This window comes from Pelagicoccus sp. SDUM812005 (assembly GCF_031127875.1).
In the GTDB taxonomy this organism is placed as follows: domain Bacteria; phylum Verrucomicrobiota; class Verrucomicrobiia; order Opitutales; family Opitutaceae; genus Pelagicoccus.
Genome location: NZ_JARXIA010000017.1, coordinates 30,792 through 48,019, shown reverse-complemented (window position 1 = coordinate 48,019; position 17,228 = coordinate 30,792). Strand labels below are relative to the sequence as shown.

13 protein-coding genes are annotated in these 17,228 nt (G+C 58.2%); 8 read left to right on the top strand and 5 right to left on the bottom strand.

Going from position 1 to position 17,228, the window contains the following annotated elements; genetic code table 11:
- Positions 1-346: 346 nt before the first annotated feature.
- The 4 genes from QEH57_RS18235 to QEH57_RS18220 all read left to right on the top strand — a co-directional run bounded on the left by QEH57_RS18235 (position 347) and on the right by QEH57_RS18220 (position 4,249).
- A complete protein-coding gene (locus QEH57_RS18235) occupies positions 347-865 on the top strand; it encodes a hypothetical protein (RefSeq protein ID WP_309008209.1) in 519 nt (172 codons plus the stop codon).
- Between the two features lie 175 nt (positions 866-1,040).
- The gene (locus tag QEH57_RS18230) at positions 1,041-2,330 is read left to right on the top strand and encodes an aminotransferase class V-fold PLP-dependent enzyme (RefSeq protein ID WP_309008208.1); all 1,290 of its coding nucleotides are present in this window, start codon (positions 1,041-1,043) and stop codon (positions 2,328-2,330) included.
- Between the two features lie 30 nt (positions 2,331-2,360).
- Positions 2,361-2,777 carry a hypothetical protein gene (locus QEH57_RS18225; RefSeq protein WP_309008207.1) on the top strand — a complete coding sequence of 139 codons (417 nt, stop codon included), beginning with the start codon at positions 2,361-2,363 and terminating at the stop codon, positions 2,775-2,777.
- 71 nt (positions 2,778-2,848) lie between these two features.
- Positions 2,849-4,249, top strand: coding sequence for an MFS transporter (locus tag QEH57_RS18220; protein ID WP_309008206.1), 1,401 nt, complete (start codon positions 2,849-2,851; stop codon positions 4,247-4,249).
- Between the two features lie 45 nt (positions 4,250-4,294).
- Here the strand turns inward: QEH57_RS18220 and QEH57_RS18215 are convergent, their stop codons facing one another.
- The 3 genes from QEH57_RS18215 to QEH57_RS18205 all read right to left on the bottom strand — a co-directional run bounded on the left by QEH57_RS18215 (position 4,295) and on the right by QEH57_RS18205 (position 8,269).
- Complete coding sequence (locus QEH57_RS18215; RefSeq protein ID WP_309008205.1) at positions 4,295-5,932, bottom strand: glycoside hydrolase family 43 protein; 1,638 nt, start codon at positions 5,930-5,932, stop codon at positions 4,295-4,297.
- 103 nt (positions 5,933-6,035) lie between these two features.
- Positions 6,036-6,671 carry a DUF4136 domain-containing protein gene (locus QEH57_RS18210; RefSeq protein ID WP_309008204.1) on the bottom strand — a complete coding sequence of 212 codons (636 nt, stop codon included), beginning with the start codon at positions 6,669-6,671 and terminating at the stop codon, positions 6,036-6,038.
- Positions 6,672-6,892: 221 nt separating this feature from the next.
- On the bottom strand, positions 6,893-8,269 hold the full coding sequence (locus QEH57_RS18205) for a hypothetical protein (RefSeq protein ID WP_309008203.1): 1,377 nt from the start codon (positions 8,267-8,269) through the stop codon (positions 6,893-6,895).
- A 189-nt stretch (positions 8,270-8,458) separates the two neighbouring features.
- Between QEH57_RS18205 and QEH57_RS18200 the strand changes: the two genes are divergently transcribed.
- A complete protein-coding gene (locus QEH57_RS18200; protein ID WP_309008202.1) occupies positions 8,459-10,786 on the top strand; it encodes a WD40 repeat domain-containing protein in 2,328 nt (775 codons plus the stop codon).
- Between the two features lie 14 nt (positions 10,787-10,800).
- Here the strand turns inward: QEH57_RS18200 and QEH57_RS18195 are convergent, their stop codons facing one another.
- Entirely contained in the window at positions 10,801-11,622 is an 822-nt protein-coding gene (locus QEH57_RS18195) for a DUF4412 domain-containing protein (RefSeq protein WP_309008201.1), read from the bottom strand.
- Positions 11,623-11,801: 179 nt separating this feature from the next.
- Entirely contained in the window at positions 11,802-14,243 is a 2,442-nt protein-coding gene (locus QEH57_RS18190; protein WP_309008200.1) for a hypothetical protein, read from the bottom strand.
- A gap of 341 nt (positions 14,244-14,584) precedes the next feature.
- Here QEH57_RS18190 and upp point away from each other — a divergent pair, with 341 nt between their 5' ends.
- The 3 genes from upp to hpt all read left to right on the top strand — a co-directional run bounded on the left by upp (position 14,585) and on the right by hpt (position 17,214).
- A complete protein-coding gene (gene upp, locus QEH57_RS18185) occupies positions 14,585-15,223 on the top strand; it encodes a uracil phosphoribosyltransferase (RefSeq protein WP_309008199.1) in 639 nt (212 codons plus the stop codon).
- Positions 15,224-15,352: 129 nt separating this feature from the next.
- Positions 15,353-16,645 carry an NCS2 family permease gene (locus QEH57_RS18180; protein ID WP_309008198.1) on the top strand — a complete coding sequence of 431 codons (1,293 nt, stop codon included), beginning with the start codon at positions 15,353-15,355 and terminating at the stop codon, positions 16,643-16,645.
- Positions 16,646-16,671: 26 nt separating this feature from the next.
- Positions 16,672-17,214: a hypoxanthine phosphoribosyltransferase gene (gene hpt, locus QEH57_RS18175; RefSeq protein WP_309008197.1), complete on the top strand. Its 543-nt coding sequence runs from the start codon at positions 16,672-16,674 to the stop codon at positions 17,212-17,214.
- The last annotated feature ends 14 nt before the right edge of the window (positions 17,215-17,228 follow it).

Below are 17,228 nucleotides of genomic sequence, written 5' to 3'. Positions count from 1 at the left end.
TCGTTTGGTATCACGAAGGTCATTTAGCGGTAACCTGGATTTGGTGTAGTGGGTAATCACCTTTCCTAAGGAATATTAAACCACCAGCGATATGATGCGACCTCTTCCAGTTATGTTTATTTCCACGTCAACTAAGAAGCGGTGGCCTGTTGTCTGGCTGGGCTGCTTGCTCCTGCTTCCTCTTAGTTGGGTTGTCGCCAGGCCATCGGCGGAGCGGTACGAACCGGTTTCAGTCAAACGGCAAGTCGAACCCAACTATCCGCTTTGGGCCTATTCGAACGGGGTGAGTCGAGGCTTTGCGAGAGTCGCGTTTTATGTCGACGAAAAGGGGAAGGCTACAGAGTTCATGCCGCTCGAATACACGCATGCCGCTTTTTCAGAAGAGTTGCTGCGGGTGGTTCCTAAGTGGACTTTCGTTCCTGCCCACTTCGAGGGGCGTCCCATCAAAAGCGTGTGTCGGGCTCATTGGGAATTTTTGCCGGATCGCCCCGTTTTGAAGATCGTTGGAGTTGGGGCAGCTTTCCGCGATCGTCGTATCGATGGGCATGATGCGCAAGCTGTCATGCTGAGTGAAGAAAGCGATTTGGACCGTCGCATGCAGATGCTGGACTTTCCTCCGGTCGAGCTCTGGCAAGGTGATTCCGGATTAGAGAGAGAGTTGGATTCGGTGACAGTTCGCTGTAACTTCTTCGTGGATACGGAAGGGGCGGTTGGTCTCCCTGTGGTCGAGGCGTCTTCAAATCCGGAGCTCAACGACTGGGTGGTGGAGGCTTTGAAGGGTTCGGCCTTCGAGAGACCGCAGCGTAAGGGGAAGCCGACGGTGGCTTGGGTGCGAAAGACTTACAAGATTCCCGTTTTAAAATAGTTTTGAGCGCTGCCGTTTCGTCTTCGGCGTCTGTAGTGAAGCGAGACCAGCTGGAATCCCTTTTCCCTCGAAACGCCTGCCGGTGCGCTAGAGGGGTTGCCGGAGTGGCTTGGGGTTCTCCTGCTCGATTCTCAACATCGTGGGCTGATGGTGCGAGTCTTGCTTATTGTGTGGCATGGAACGTAGAGACTTTTTGCGAAGAAGCGCCCTTGGCGGCGCGGCGCTAGGAACGGGACTGTTGTCCAAGTCAGCCTGGGGGGAGGTGCTTCCGAAGCGCTTCGAGCGAGGCGTGGAAGGCGTTTCGGCCTTGGCGAGGGACGAGGCGTTTTGGCGGGCGCGGCGGCGGGAGTTCGCTCCGGCTCCGGACTTCATCAATCTCGAGTACGGCTACTTTTGTCCGGCTCCCTTGCCGGTGCTGGAGGCGGAGCAGAAAGGCTCCAGCGAGATCAATGCCCGGGCGTCCTATTTCATGCGGCGCGAGATGTGGGACGAGATGGAGACGACGCGAGCGGAGCTAGCGGCTTTGGCTGGCGTGGATGCTGGCGAGGTTTGCATCACGCGCAATACCACGGAGTCGATGAACATCATCGTGCAGGGGCTCGACCTGGAGGCCGGGGATGAGATCGTGTATTCGGACCAGGACTACGGAAGTATGGTTGAGGCGCTGCGGCAAAAGCAGGAACGCTTCGGCATCGTGCTGAAGCAGACCGCGGTGCCGCTGCATCCGGAGAGCGACGAGGAGGTGGTTGCGGCGTTCGAGCAGGCGATCACGCCGCGCACGCGGGCCTTGCACGTGACCCACATGATCAACTTGACGGGGCATGTATTGCCGGTGCGCAAGATATGCGATATGGCCCATGCTCGCGGGGTGGAGGTTATCGTAGATTCGGCCCATGCCTTTGCCCATGTGGATTACAAGGTATCGGATTTGGATTGCGACTACTTGGGGACCAGTTTGCACAAGTGGCTCTGCTCGCCGGTGGGCTTGGGGATGCTCTATGTAAAGAAGGAGAAGATTCCGAAGCTGTGGGGATTGATGGGGGATACGGTCCGCGCTGACGACGATATTCGAAAGTTGGAGCGGTTGGGGACGCGACCTTACAACCACCACCGCGGCTTGCGGGAGGCGATCCGGTATCACGAGGCGATCGGGGCGGCGGAAAAGTACGAGCGTCTCCGCTATTTGAATACTTATTGGACGCAGCATTTTAGAGATCACGAGCGGGTGGTTCTCAAGACGCCTGCGGCGTCCGAGCGTCACGGGGCCATCGCGAACGTAGGGATCGAGGGGGTGGATCCGAAGGTCTTGGGCGAGTTTTTGTACGATCGCTATTCGATCCTGACGGCGCCGATTCCGAATCATCCAGTTGCGAGCGGGGTGCGGATCACTCCCGGTTTGCCAACCCCTTTGCGGCACCTGGATCGGCTGGTGGAGGCCATCGATTCCGCGGCGAAGGTTTTGTAGCGATGGGAGCTTGAACCAGAGGATTCCGCTATGGGGCTGGTTCGTTCGATCGTTTCCTGGTGCGGGGTTCTGGCGGTGGGGCTGGAGGCTTGGGCTTTGCCGGAGGAGATCGTTCCGGTGGTCCAGGCCTTGGACCGGTTTATGATGGCGGGCAAGGAGGGGGACGCGTCGCGTGGCGCCCAGCTGCTCGATCGGTACGAGACCAGTCCACGTCGGACCGAGCGCGAAATCGGGGAGTTCTTCGAGAAGAACCGCGTCGTCTTCGAAAGCTACCAATCGATCGCGAAGGATATCTACGGCTACGAATTCAAGGAGAAGGGGTATCGCGGGCGGAACGTGGAGCTGGAGGGAGGCTTGGAGACGGAGCCCGGCTTGGGAGTGGAATTCTCGGCTCGACTGGTGTTTCGGGACGGGCGTTGGTGGATCCTGAGCTTGGAGATCGATTGAAGGGGGTGGGTTTCTTTAGTTAGAGCAGACTCGAACTTGTTGCTTGCAGGGCGATGGGGCAGCTTGCGGGAATGCCCCAAGATCCTGCCTCTGATCGCCGCGCTCGCGCGGGAAAGCTGACCTTTGCCGAGAACCTCGGATTCGGTTTGGGAGACATGGCTTCGAACCTGTTCTTCCAGACCTTCAATATCTTTCTGCTGTATTATTACACGGATGTGTTCGGGCTGGCTCCGGCGGTGGCGGGCACCATGTTTTTCCTGATCCGATTCTTCGACGCGGCGAACGACCCGATCATGGGCGTGATCGCGGACCGGACGCAGACGAGGTGGGGCAAATATCGGCCTTACTTGCTGTGGATGGCGATTCCGTATGGATTGTGTGGATACCTCGTTTTCGCTAATCCCGATTTAGGGGAAACGGGCAAGGTGGTGTACGCGACGGTGACCTATGCCTTGATGCTGATGGCGTACACGGCGATCAACGTGCCTTACTCTTCCTTGATGGGCGTGATCAGTCCTTCGTCCCAGGCTCGCACCTTGGCTTCGACCTATCGCTTCGTTTGCGCCTTTGGGGGCGGTTTGTTGATTTCGCTCCTGGTCCGTCCTTTGGTCAAGGCTCTCGGAGGCGAAGACGAGGTGGCGGGCTTCCAGTACACGATGGCGATCTTCGCCGGTTTGTCGGTGCTGCTTTTCTGGACGACCTTCGCCACGACGCGGGAACGGGTGCAGCCGCCGAAGGGGCAGGTCAACGACATCCGCGGCGAGTTGGGGGAGCTGATGCGCAATCGGCCGTGGGTGATCCTTTTCGTGGCGGCGATGTTTTCGACGACTTTCATCATCATGCGGAATTCGGTTACGATCCACTACTTCAAGTATGTGGCGGGCACGGGCGACGATTTGTTCGTTTGGATTTTCGACAAGTCGACCTTCTTTCTGAGCTCCAGCATGTTCATGATGATGCTGGGCGTGCTTTGTATGGGATTTGTGATACGCCGTTTCGACAAGCGCCTTCTATCGATCGTCCTCACCTTTACGACGGCGGCTTGCTTGGTGGCGTTCTATTTTATTCCGGCGAGCAACTATGGCCTCATGCTGGTGGTGAATGCCTTGGCTGCGTTCACGATGGGGCCGACTTCGGCCTTGGTTTGGGCGATGTACGGGGACGTGACCGACTACGGGGAGTACACTTTTGGCCGGCGTTCGACGGGCTTGATCCACTCCGCTACGCTTTTCGCTTTGAAAACCGGATCCATGATCGCTGGCACCTTGGCCGGTTGGGTGCTGGGTTGGTTTGGCTTCGTGGCGAACGAGCAGCAGAGCGAAAGTTCTTTGTTGGGGATCAGCCTGATGTTTTCCGTGATCCCGGCTTTGTTTGCGGTGGGCAAGGGGATCGCTTTGGTCTGCTATCCGTTGAATCGGGAGAAGGTTGCGGAGATCGAGGAAGCCTTGGCGGCCCGCAAGGCGAGCGCCTGAGCGGAGCGGTCGAGAGCGGGCTAAAGGTTGGGGAAGTGGCGGGGACTAGAGCTCTCGGTAGTCGAACCAATCGAAGTCGGCGGGGTGCCCTTGGCCAGTGAGGTCTTGGGCGGCGAGGCCGACGAAGGCTCCGGTGAATCCGAGGCTGTGGTAGTCGTCGGAGAGGATGGTGCTGTCGAAGACGGGGCCGATGGTTTGCCAGACTTGCGGGTCGAGCGAGTAGGAAAACTGGAGGGCGGCTTCGCGAAGGGTGACGCGCAGGTAGACGGTGCCTTGCTCTGGGAGCGAGATTTCGAGTTCGGGGAATTCGCTGTAGATGCCGGCGTCGTAGCGAATGATTCCGAGGTGGCGGCCGAGTGATTCGTCGCGCGAGACGCGGAGGTAGTAGTGGTTGCAGGTGTCGTAGTAGGCGACGAGTCCGGCGGCGTGCTTGAATTGCTGGGGGGAGAAGTCGAGGGCGGCGCTTGTTTGCGTGTGGAAAGATTGGATACGCCGGGCGATGAGACTTTGGCGAAAGGTGCTGGTGGTCGGCTCCTGTCCGTAGAGGCGAAGCCAGCCGGGGCGGGACTTGAGGTCGAGCCAGCTTCTGTTGATGGGCCGCCTGAGGCTTTGGAAGTGGATGTCGAGCGTTTGGCTTTCGAAGTCGTCGTAGCGGGAGAGATCGCGGTCGGCGTTGGATGCGGGGTGCTCGAGGGTTTCGTCGGGCACCTGGCCTCCGTGGGCGAGGCGGGGCCAGCCGTTTGTTGGCCAGTCCAGCTTTTGGATAGCGGTTTCGCGGCCGAGGATGCAGCGTCGGCCTTGCTCTGGCTGGAGGGTGCGTTGGCGGGTGTTGTCGTTCGCGTTGGTGGGCTGAGGGGCGTTGGTAGCGAGCGGGGCGATAGGGCGTCCGCAGAGGTGTACGGCGAACCATTCGCCAGCGGGCGTTTGCACGAGGGAGGCGTGCCCGGCTTTTTGCAGCTTGGCCTCGGGCGCGTAGCGGGAGGTGATGGCGGGGGTGTCGGGATCGAGCTCGTAGGGGCCGAAGATGTCTCGGGAGCGAGCTAGGGTGACGGCGTGTTCGTAGCTGGTTCCTCCTTCGGCGGTGAGGAGGTAGTAGTATCCATCCTTTTGGTACAGGTGAGGCCCTTCGGTGAGTTTTAGGTCGCTGCCGCGGAAGATGTTCTTCTGGGGGCCGATCAGGCATTGGCGGACGGGATCGTATTCCTGGAGGAGGGTGCCGGCGAATTGGTTTTTTCCGAGGCGATGGTCCCAGATCATGCTGAGGTACCATTTGCGTCCGTTCGCGTCGTGGAAGAGGGAGGCGTCGAAGCCGCTGGAGTCTAGGTAGGTGGGATCGGACCAGGGGCCTGTGATGTCGGTGGCGGTGACGAGGTAGTTATGGGTTATTTTGTGGCGGGTGCCGGTCCATTGCTTGACGTCGGTGTAGACGAGGTAGAACAGGCCGTCGGAGTAGCTGAGGCAGGGAGCCCAGACGCCGCCGGAGTCTGGATTTCCGATCATGTCCAACTGGCTGAGGCGATCGAGGGGGCGGGTGAGGAGCGTCCAGTTCGCCAGGTCGCGGGAGTGGTGGATTTGCACGCCGGGAAACCATTCGAAGGTGGAGGTGGCGATGTAGTAGTCGTCACCGACGCGGGTGATGGAAGGGTCGGGATTGAAGCCAGGCAGGATGGGGTTGGCGATCATCGGTCCAGTTTGCGGGCGGCGTGGCGGGGGCGAAGCAAAAAGCGAGGCCTGCGGCCTCGCTTTTGCGCTGTCCTATGGACCGAGCTGTTCCTGGGCGCTGGCGTTAGATCAGTTCGTCGGATTCGACCGGCTTTTTGCGGACGGGTAGCTTCTCGACGATTTTTTCGATTTCCTGGGTGAGGCGTTTGGCGTCGAGGCGATCGGAGCCGCGTCGCGTGTAGCCTCTCCAGAGGATTTCTTGGCTGCGCGGATCGACCACGTCGACCACGAAGTAGCGTTGGCTGTGCTCTCCGCCGCCGGCGGTGACGCTGTATCCACGTTCCACTACATGGGTGTCGCGTCCGGTGGGGACGGTCCCGAGCGGGGTGCTGATGCCGCGAGTGTGGGAGTGTACGTAGACGTCGCGTTGCGGAAAGGTGGCGGCGAAAGAGTCGGGCTCGGTTTCGATGTAGGTATCGAAGCGCACGAGGTAGTCGGACTTGGCGGCGTTGGCGGCCGGCGCGAGTCCTTTAGATTCGAGGGCGAGCTGGAGGGTGCGCTTGGCTTCGCTCTGTTCGCTCGGGCTGAAGGCTACGGAGCGCTTGCCGGGGTCGGAGATTTCGAGGGCGTAGGTCTCGTTTTGGTAGAGCACGGTATCGCTGAGGTTCGACTCGGAGCGAACGGCTCGGCTGGAGGCGCAGCCTGAAAGGGAGAGGACGAGGGCTGCGGTGGTGGCTAGGAGTGTGATTTGTTTTTTCATCGTTCGTTTGGGTTTGGTCTTTCGACCGCTTGCGTTGTTTGAACGATGAGGGACTTGCAAGTTTGGCGCCGCAGGCGGTGCGTTGTTTCGCAAGTGATTGGTTACGAGGGGCATCCGGCTGTTTGGCTGGCCGGATTGCCGCCTGGGGCGGGGCGGCGATCGTGCACTATTTCGCGGTCTCGCCTACGAGGCGCGGGATATCGCCCGCTGAGGGGCGGGGGCTAGGATTTGGGTACGAAGCGTTCCAATTCGGCCTTTTGAGCCTTGGCGGCGGCGGGCAGGTACTTGTCGGCAGGGATGCCGGACGCAGCTTCGATGGCGTCGAGGACGAGCTGGCGCGGATCCGCTTTTTCTTCGAGGGCCAGGATGCGGGTTCGCAGGGCGTCGAGGAACTTTTCGCCGTAGCGTCGGTAGGCGTCGATCATGATGAAGCGGGTGCTGCCGACGGAGCCGAAGTGGGTGGCGGGGGCTTTGATTCTTTGCTCGGGGTTGTAGTCGACGGAGCGTTTCTCCCTTTTGTGCCAGTTGAGGAGGTCGAGGTCTTCGCCGAGCTGGTTTCGGTTCTTGGGGATGGAGGAGAGGATGCGGTGCTCGTAGATTTCGTTGGCGCCCCAGATCTGTATGGAGACGACGTCGTCGAGGAACTGGGCGAAGAGCGGGTCGAACCAATTGCGGTCGTCGAGGGGGATTTGTTGTTGGCGGATGTGGGCTTGCAGCTGCTTGCGGAATCCGCCTCGGAAGCGGGTGTTGCCGCGGGCTACCCAGCTGAAGGGGTCGTAGAGGTAGATGAGGTTTTCGACGAGGTCGCGTTTCAGCTCGTTGATTTCGTCTTCGATGCTGACCGCGTAGTCGATGACGATGGGGTACTCGAGGCCGACTTCCTTGAAGGCGCGGGGCTGGACGTCTCCGGGTAGGCCGACGTCGATGAGGTGGAAGCCGCGATTGGTGTCGAGGTTGAGGCCTTGTTCCTTGTAGGTGTAGAAGTTGCTGGACTTGCCGGTTCTGTGGTTGTTGCGGATGTAGGAGACTTCCCATTTGGTGAGGATGCGCCGTTCCCATTTGCCGGTCTCTTCGTTGAAGCGGATGTTTTTCGCGTACTTGTTTTTCGGGGGGATGTTGTCGTGTTCGGCGAGTCTGCGGGCGTCCCAGACAACGATTTCCTCGATCTTGAAGAAGGGGTCCTTGAGCATGCGTTCGAAGATGGCGACTTCTCGGGTGAGGTGGGGGCCGCCTACTTGAAAGCCTTCCCAGCCGAAGCTGGCTGCGAGGGCGGCGAGCTTTTCGATATGGGGGCGGATCGATTCCTTGCGGGCCCTGATGTTCCTGAATTCGCCGATCACGAGGCGCTTGTGGAACTTGAGCAGGATGTCGTCGAACTCGCGTCGGAATCCGAGCACGACGGGGTGGTCGCCCTCGTAGTCCTTGCCGGTCATGCCGTCGATCAGCTTGATACCTTTCGAGAAAACCTCGAACCCGCTCAGTTCGATGACGAGCATGTCTTCGTCTTCTTCGGAGGAGCCGTTGCCGTGAGCGGCGAAGGGGCTGGCCAGCAGGTACAGCGATAGGATTGCGAGGAGAGCGCGAAGCTTGTCAGGCATGGAGGATGGGGGGATCTTGTTTATTTGGGGGGAAGAAAGTCGCGGCTAGGGTTTCAGTTTTGAGAGAGAAATAAAGCCTGAAAATCCATCGTTTTGCGGAGGGGTGGGGCTGTAGTCAGGGAAAAGGGGGCAGCGGCTGAAAATTGGTTCTTGGAAGGGGGCAGCGGCGCGGTAGGAAAGTTGGGAGTCGTGAATACTCTTGAATCGAATCGTGTGTCGAAGCTGAGCGTAGCCCTAAGGTGGATGATGTTTGGCTTGCTTTTAATAGTGGGGGCGGGACGCCAGGTGTCTGCGGATGAGCTGCGGTGGTCGTACGGAAGGGAAGCTGAAACGCTCTTCTTTCCGTATGCGGAAGAGGGGGTCAGCTTTTTGGGCTCGAATATCGTGGCGTTGGACGAGCTCGGCTTCACTCCGGCAATAAAGGCGTACTACGATTTGGATACAGGGCAGCGGTTGGCAGGAGGATTCCTGGAGGCTGCTATGGGTGGTTTGGTCGACTATAGTCCGGAGTCGGGGTGGGCGTTGGTTTACGAGGCTTTTGGACGTGTCGTGTTGGTGGATACGAATGAGGAGAATCCGGTGCCTGTATTCTTGTCCAACTTGTCGGCGTCCAAGGAGGCGGGATTTTTTGGCGATGGGAGCTATGTATACAGTATCAGCGAACGGAGGCACCAAAACAGGTGGGAAGTAAGCGTTGCCCATAAAGGGGAGAGTTGGGATCCGGTTTATGGGAAGGCGCTGCCATTGTCGGCGCGGGTGGAGTTTTCGGAGGATCGCAGTTCCTTTGTCGTGTTCTACGTCGACGATGCGAAGCGAGTCTTCACGAAGCTGGAGCGTTACTCCGCGACCACGGGCAGCCTGCTTTCGTCGATCGATTTATCGTTTCTGGAGCTGGAGGCAGACTTCGAGGCGAGGGTGAAAAGCTCCTTGTCCGGTCGCTACACGGTTATCGTTCCTAGCGGAGTGGAGGCGTATATCATTATCGACAACGTTGAGGAATTGGGGGCAGTCCGATTCGATGTAGGCGAGTATCCGAGAGTCATTGGCTTTAGCTCGGATGGGAATCGCTATGCGATGGCCGATGGGGACCGTATTGCGGTTTTCGATACGGTTACGGGGAATTTGTTGGCGGAGAAGCCTGTTCCTATCGCGGGGCGGCTGTATTCGGGATTCGATTTTTCAGGGTCGGGCGAGCGGATGCTGATTGCGAGCAGGGGTGGCGAGGTTTCGCTCATTGATTTGGAGGAGGAAACGGAGATGAGCTTGCATGTCGGATTTGAGGATATTTCGGTCGTGCGTTTCAGTCCTCAGGAGAACCAAGCGGTAGTGGGCAGCGCTGCGGGCGAGTTTGTGGTGGTGGATCTGGAAGGGACGGAAGGCACACGTCGCCTCTCGGGCGAGCGCGGTTTTTGGTCAACGGTTTCGCAGGATGGGAATCGGATATTTGCCTTCACGGAGAAGGGGCGTTTGCGGGAGTATGCCGGGGAGACGCTAGAGGAACTTTCGAATGTAGCTTCGACGCACTCCAGCATAGGGAAGATTATCGCGTATTCGGATTCCAGCCGGCGGGTTCTTAGCGAGCGCGATGGCGGTTTGCAGGTGCGCCTGATCGATGGATACGAGCCTTTGTGGGCGTCGACGGAATCGTATTCCCAAGCTATTGATATGGATCGCAGCGGGAGCTTGGTGGCCTATTCCAGGGTTGTGGACTTTGGCGAGCTTGCTAAGATACGTATCTATGAAATTGATACGAATACGCTTTTGCAGGAAATCGTTCTCGATCGCCAAATTGTGATAGGGATACGCTTTTCTCCTGACGGGACGAAGCTCTACGTGGTAGAAACGATGGAGGGAGTGGGGTTTCGGATCGCTATATATGCGGTCGATGACGGATCCCTTCTGGGACGGTCCGCCGAATTCGAATCGTTTTTCGACATCGCTGTATCGGAGGAAAGCGGGATCTTCGTGGCCTTGCTGGATCGAGTTGTACGGCTGGACGCGCATACAGGAGCGCTGTTGGGTGAGTTAGGGTTAGGCTCGGCTTTCGATTTTCCGGAGCAGATTCGCTTAACTCCGGACGGGAGCAAAGTGGGGATCTCGATGCGCTCTCGTCGCCTGTTCGTTTACGATTGGGCAGAGGAGCAATTGTTGTACAGCGGTTCGCTAGTGGAGTATCCGATCGATACGACTAAGGATTCGAGCATGGACTTCGATTTTATAAACGACGATGGCGACGTGGTGCTGACGTGGTGGTCCGGTTTGGTGGAGGTCTTGCGGGCACGGGAAGGGCGCTTGATTCCGTTGCAGTGCAGAGCGGAGTCCGGCGGGCCTGGCTTTTCGTTTTCGCTAAGAGAGGGCGCGAGCTACCGTCTCGAACGTTCGAGCTCGCTGGAGGTTTGGACGGAGGAGGATCCGATCGGGGGTGACGCGCCCAGCGAAGGAGCGTTCGAGGGTATCTTCGAGTTCGAGCAGCAGGGGAAGCCGGAGTTCCTGCGCGTTTGGGAGTATCGTCGGTAGCGAAGCAGTCCTCGCTACAGCTTCATCTTCTGCTTCTTGTAGCCTTTGGGCACTTCGAAGGCGCTTGCTTCGATCTTGCGTTCCTCGACCTTGGTCAAGGTCGTTTGGGATTCGGGCTTGCCGTTCGAGTCCAGCTCCACGCTTACGACTGGCATCCCACCGATGTCTTCGATTTGGCCGAACCAGTTCGAGGTCGTGTTGCCGCTGATCATGCCGGCCATGGGGCCTTTGGAGAAGGCCTTCATCATGTCGTTGAACATACCGGCCATGGCCTGCAGGGAATTCATCAGCTCCTTGCTTCCTTCGATATCGTCCCAGTCGGCTACCCAGAGCTCGCTGGTTTCGACTTCGTCTTTGAGCAGGAGCACCTTTTCGACCTTGTATCCCGATTTCGTATCCGATTCGCCGGTACGCTTGAAGCTGAGTTCTGGCAGGGCGTCGCTCATTCCTTTCATCTTACCCTTCATCATGTTCTCCATCATCTTGCGCTGGGCGGGCGGCAGGGCGGCCAGTTGCTTTTCCATTTCGGCCATGGCGTCTTCGATTTGGCTGGCGAGTTCGGCTATGGTTTCCTTGTCGAGCTCGATAAAGCGTTTCCGGTCGTGCTCGAGCAGGATCATGGTGGAGCGGGACGCGTCGAAGATCATGTCCGAACTGCGGTCGTCTTCCGAGGTGACGCGAATCTTGTCGCCTTCGACGAGGAGGCTGACGTTTCCGGTTCCGCCTTCTGAGCTTTCGAATTCGTAGACATAGCCGCCGAAAACGCTGCTGGTGAAGAGAAGTAAAGCGGCTACGAGAAGACGCTTGAAGATGAGGCTACAAGTGTGGTTGGTCATGCGTGCGTACATAGCGCAAACGATCGGAACGGTGAAGGTTTTATGCCAAGATTTTGGCGTATCGATTGTATCCCTCTTTTGACTACGGGTTGTCTCGTAAGGACATTGGGTTTGTCCCTAGAGGCCCTGCAATCAGGGGAGTGCCGGTGTGGTTCGGCGGATGATCCGCCGAGCCGTTTTTAGCTGGGCGAGGCCTGGTTGGGGGCGAAGGTGATGATCTTTTCTTCGTCGCTGCCGGAGGAGGATTCGATGACTTGGAAGCTTGCTTTGACGAGCGTTTGGCGGATAGGTGGCGGGAAGTTTAGGCTTTTGAGAACGATATAGGCTCCGAGGGCTCGGAAGAGGGCTCGATTGCGGCGCAGGTACTTGAAGAGGTCGAAGTGCTTCTCGATTTCGCGTTCGAAGTCGCGGCGGTCTTCGTATTCCTCGGTGTCGACCTGCAGTTGTCGAGCGAAGGCTTGCAGTTCTTTGAGGTTGGAAAAGAGACCTTTCTTGGTGATGCATAGGGGAATGAGAAGGCTGTCGCGCAGGGCGGTGAGCGAGAGCTTTTGGTTTCCGATCCTGAACCTGCGGGAGGCTTGCCGGCCTGATTTGCTGACGAGGGCTTGCCGTTCGTAGTCGGCGATGTTCCCGCAGCCGAGGCGTTCTAGGTCTTCGCAAAGGGCGGACTTGATGTCGCGTAGGGCGGAGCTGTCCAAGTCCTCCGCTTCGAGGGCGATGCGGGCTCCGTCGGAGTAGGTTTCTCGGCGTGTATCCAAATCCTTGAGTGCGTCGTTCCAGCGGAAAGCGTGCATGGAGAGGGCGAGGGCGTGGCTCCAAATTTCGGAGTCGTTGGGGCTGGCGTTTCCGAGGAGCTTTTCGAGTCCGTCGTTGGTAATGTGGAGTTGGCAGTTGAAGCAGAGCTGCTTTCCTGCGTTGTGCTTGGCTTGGAGCTTCGCGACCGCTGTATCGAGGGAGTGGATATCGGGTGGGAAGGCTCCCCAGATTCGTGCCGTATCCAAATATTCGATGATCTCTTCGGGTTCGAGCTTCCGGTCGGTATTGCTTTGGTTGAGGGTAAGGTCGTAGTTGAGGTTGGATACCTTCAGTTCGGACTCCGCTTGGTAGCTGATGCCCATGGCGGTGGCTCCGGCGTAGAGGGTTTCCCGTTCCTTGCCGCTTCTTATGGCCCTGTCGGTGTTGAGGAGGAAGCTAGGCATGAGTTCTCCTTGGCGGTTCTCCATCCAGGAAAACTTTTCGCTGGTGCTGGTGGCGTTGCCAAAGGAAAAGTCGCCGATAGAGAGGCCGAATGAAAATTTGGATACGCATTCGGTGCTGAGTTTGTTGAGGAAGTAGCTGTAGTTTCCGTCTTGCTGGGTTTTGGCGAGGGCTTGCAGGCGTTGGAGCTTTCCTTTGCGCAGTTCCTTGTGGAGGCTGGCGAATGCGTCGGAGGCGAGGAACTCGTCGGAGAGGATGGCGCGGATGAGGGTTTCGTGGGTTCTGACTTTGCGGTAGCTCCACAGGAGGTTGAGCTCGAATTGCTGTTTGGCGGTGGTTTCCACGTTTTTCTCGAGGGCGTCGAGCCAAGTCGCGAGGGATTGCTTCAAGTCCTGCTTTTGCTCCGCGAGCAATTCCTCGAAGGGCTGGCCCAGGAGGCGTTCGCTGGTTTTTTGCATGGCCTCTTGCAACTCTTCCGGCAGGTCCTGCAGGCTGTGGGCCCAGCTTTCGAGCTGCTCGAAGACGGAAGCGCTCAGGCCGAGGACTTGGGCGCCGATTTCGTTTTTCAGGGCTTTGAGCTTTTGGTTCCCCTTGGTGGACAGGGAAGTGCTTGCCCGGGCGTTGAGGCCTGCGGTGATGCCGTGCTCGCTTTGATGGTCCTTGCGCACCTCGACGAGCATTTGCTCGGTGTCTTCGGTTCTGGTGAAAACGAGCAGGTAGGTGTCCTCGAGCGAGAATTCGAACTCGGAGGTGGCGTTTGCGTTTACCGATACGTCGATGAGGCCGTTCGTGAAATTGAGTGCCGATAATTTGGATACAACGCTGGAGACGAGCGAGGCCCAGTCGACCTTGGCCTTGAGGCCGATGCTGCCTCGCCATTTCATGGCGAGCGCGTTTCCGGACTCCAGGTCGCGAATGCTTTCGGGGCGAAGAGGGGTGCGGAGGTTGGGGAGATCGGAGGCGATGGCGAGTCCGAGTTGCTTGGAGCTGTTGTGCTGGCGGTAGGCGTAGAAGCCGAGTTCCAGTTCCGCATCGGCGGCTAAGGTGGCGGGGAGCTTGGCGCCTGCGGTGATCTTGCCGTGCAGGGAACCGCCCGCTTCGATGCCGTACTTGAGGTAGGGGAGGGTGGCGCTCGGCGAGATGAGCGGTACGGACAGTTCCTCCGAGGCTTTGCTTCCCCAGACCTTTTGCGGATCCTTGTCCTTGGCTCGGTCGTTGAGAATGGCGATGGAGGCTTTGGCGTTCGCTTCGAAGGTGAAGCCTTCTAGGGCGTTCTCCCACTTTTGGCCGATCGGCTTTTCCAGCAGGTCTGGATGGGAAGGGGCGGAGATGGGGTGGGCGAGCTCGGATGGGAAGGCGTCGATGAGGGCTTGCAGGTCGGTCCAGTTCGGGCTGGTTTGGGTGACAGCGGTATCGTCGGGCATGGTGGCGCTTGGGTTTAGGTTTTGAGGAGGAGCGGACTTGGAGGGGAGGTCCGAAGTCGCGGTGTAACAGAAAAGAGTGGCTGGGACTCTCGAACAGCGGGGCTTCGATTAACGCCGGGCGCGGCCCTTTGGGCAAGCCAATAGGGAGGGCGAGCCGCATTTGTTTCGTTCTTAAGGGGCATTCCGAACGGTCTCCTAGGGCCTGAGGAAATGGGTCTAGGGAGTTCACGGCGGAGGGGGCTTTGCATCCGGTTTGACTTGCTCGCCGAACTGGCAAGGCTGCAGCAGAGCTTCGCTCTTCGATTAAGGGCTGGAGCGGCTATAAATTCGATCCCGCGCGTATGAAGCAATTTCCCACATTGACGGTTACGAATCACCCTCTGATCCAGCACAAGCTGAGGTATATTCGGGATAAGGCTACGCCGAAGAAGGTCTTTAAGGAGTTGGTGGACGAGGTTGGGACCTTGCTGGCTTACGAGCTCACCAAGACCTTGCCGTTGCGTGCTGTAGAAGTGGATACGCCGCTGGCGCGGACGACCTGCCAGGTGGTCGATTGCGAAAAGGTGGTGCTGGTGCCGCTCTTGAGAGCGGGCTTGGGAATGGTAGACGGAGTGTTAAAGCTAATTCCGAACTGCGCGATTTGCCACATCGGCTTGTATCGAGATCATGATACGCACGAGCCGGTGACTTACTATTTTAAGCCGATGTCCGAGACGGAAGAGCGACTGTTTATCATGGTCGATCCCATGTTGGCGACGGGCGGATCGGCGATCGCGGCCGCCGATATGCTTAAGGAGAGCGGGGCGAAGACGATTCGCTTCATGTGCTTGGTGGCGGCTCCGGAAGGGGTGGAAGCCTTGAGGCAGGCCCATCCGGATATCGAAGTGTTCGCCGCGGCGCTGGACGAGGGATTGAACGGGGACGCCTATATCCTGCCGGGCTTGGGCGATGCGGGCGATCGCTTGTTTGGAACGGATTAGTCGGGGAGGAAGCCAAGGCGCTCCTTTTTAGGCGGGGGCGGGGACTTTGGGTTGATTCGCAGGGGCTGCTGTGGTTGTTAGACGGCTTTATGGGCCGGGAAGCGTCGTGGCCTAACCGACTGATCCAGGATGAAAGATCCCTTCAAGCTGAGAGAGAACAACACGAACGTCAGAACTGAGGTCATCGGCGGGTGCACGACGTTTTTGACGATGGCGTACATCATCATCGTGAATCCAATGATCTTGAGCGAGGCCGGCATGGAAAAGCCCGCCTTGATCACTGCGACTTGCGTGGCGGCGTCCTTGGGGACTTTGCTGGCGGGACTCTGGGCTCGGGTTCCTTTCGCCATGGCTCCGGGCATGGGCTTGAACGCGTTTTTTACTTATACCTTGGTGATGGGGCAGGGTTTGAGCTGGCAGACGGCCCTAGGCGTGGTCTTCGTTTCGGGAGTGGCGTTTTTGGCTCTGACCTTGGCTGGAATTCGCGAGAAAGTAGTAACTGCGATTCCTCTCTCGCTGCGCATCGCTACGGCTGCTGGTATTGGTTTGTTCATTACGTTTATCGGTTTGAAGAACTTAGGCTTGGTGGTGGACAATGCGGCGACCTTGGTTTCGATCGGTGCGCTGACGCGTCCGGTTTTGATCGGATTGGGGGCGCTTTTTCTGATTACGATTCTTGAGATCTTGAAGGTGAAGGGATCGATCTTGATAGGCATCTTTGCAGCGACGGCTGCTGGCGCGATTTTCGGTGATGTGAAATTGGATACGGTTTGGTCGGCTCCACCGAGCTTGGCGCCGATCGCGTTTCAGCTCGATATTATCGGGGCCTTGCAGTGGGGCTTGGCGGGAGCGATTTTCTCCTTCATGTTCGTGGACCTGTTCGATTCGATTGGCACGATCGTCGCGTGCTCCTATGAGGCGGGCCATGTGGAGAAGGATGGTTCGATCCGGAACGTGGACAAGGTTCTGGAGGCGGATGCGGTCGCGACGATTGCGGGTTCGTTGCTCGGCACCAGCACGACGACGACTTATATCGAATCGGCCTCCGGCATCGCGGACGGGGCCCGTACGGGCTTGGCATCGGTGGTAACGGGTGCTCTGTTTTTGCTGGCGTTGTTTTTTGCGCCGCTGATCGGAGCGGTGCCCGCGTTTGCGACGGCACCAGCCTTGATCATCGTGGGCGTATTCATGTTTCGGAACATCAAGGAGATCGATTTCTCGGAACTGAAGACGGCGGTGCCGGCCTTCCTCACGATGATACTGATGCCGCTCACCTTCAGCGTCGCTACCGGACTGACGGTGGGATTTCTTTCGTATATCATTATCGCCGTCTTTTGCGGCGACTGGAAAAAGGTTTCCCCGGTGATGTGGGGAGTGGGAGGGCTGTCGGCCATGAACCTGGTGGTTGCGGCGGCGCATTGAATTAGAATACTAGAAAAGAACGGAACATGTCAGAACAAGGCTTAGCTAAGACCTTAGTGTCGAAAGAGGAGATCGCAGCCATCGTGTCGCGGCTCGGGCGAGAAATCACGGAATGCTACAAGGATTCCGACAAGGAGCTGATCGTGATCGGCTTGTTGCGCGGGTCCTTCATTTTTATGGCGGATCTGGTGCGCGAGATTAAGCATCCGATGGTGACCGACTTTATGACGATCTCCAGCTACGGGGACGGCACGGTGAGCTCGGGCGACGTGAAGGTGGTGATGGACTTGGACGAGTCGATTACGGGGCGCGACGTGTTGCTGGTGGAGGACATCATCGATACGGGCAATACCTTCAGCAAGGTGGTGCGCATGTTGGAAGGGCGAGGTCCTGCGTCGCTGCGCATTTGCACTTTTCTGAACAAGCCGTCGCGTCGAGAAGTGGAGGTGGATATCGACTTTTGCGGAATGGACATTCCGGACGAGTTCGTCTGCGGCTACGGATTGGATTATGCGCAGAAGTTCCGCAACGTTCCGTACGTCGGGATCTACGAAGGTCCGGTCGACTGAGGCGTGGCAAGGGG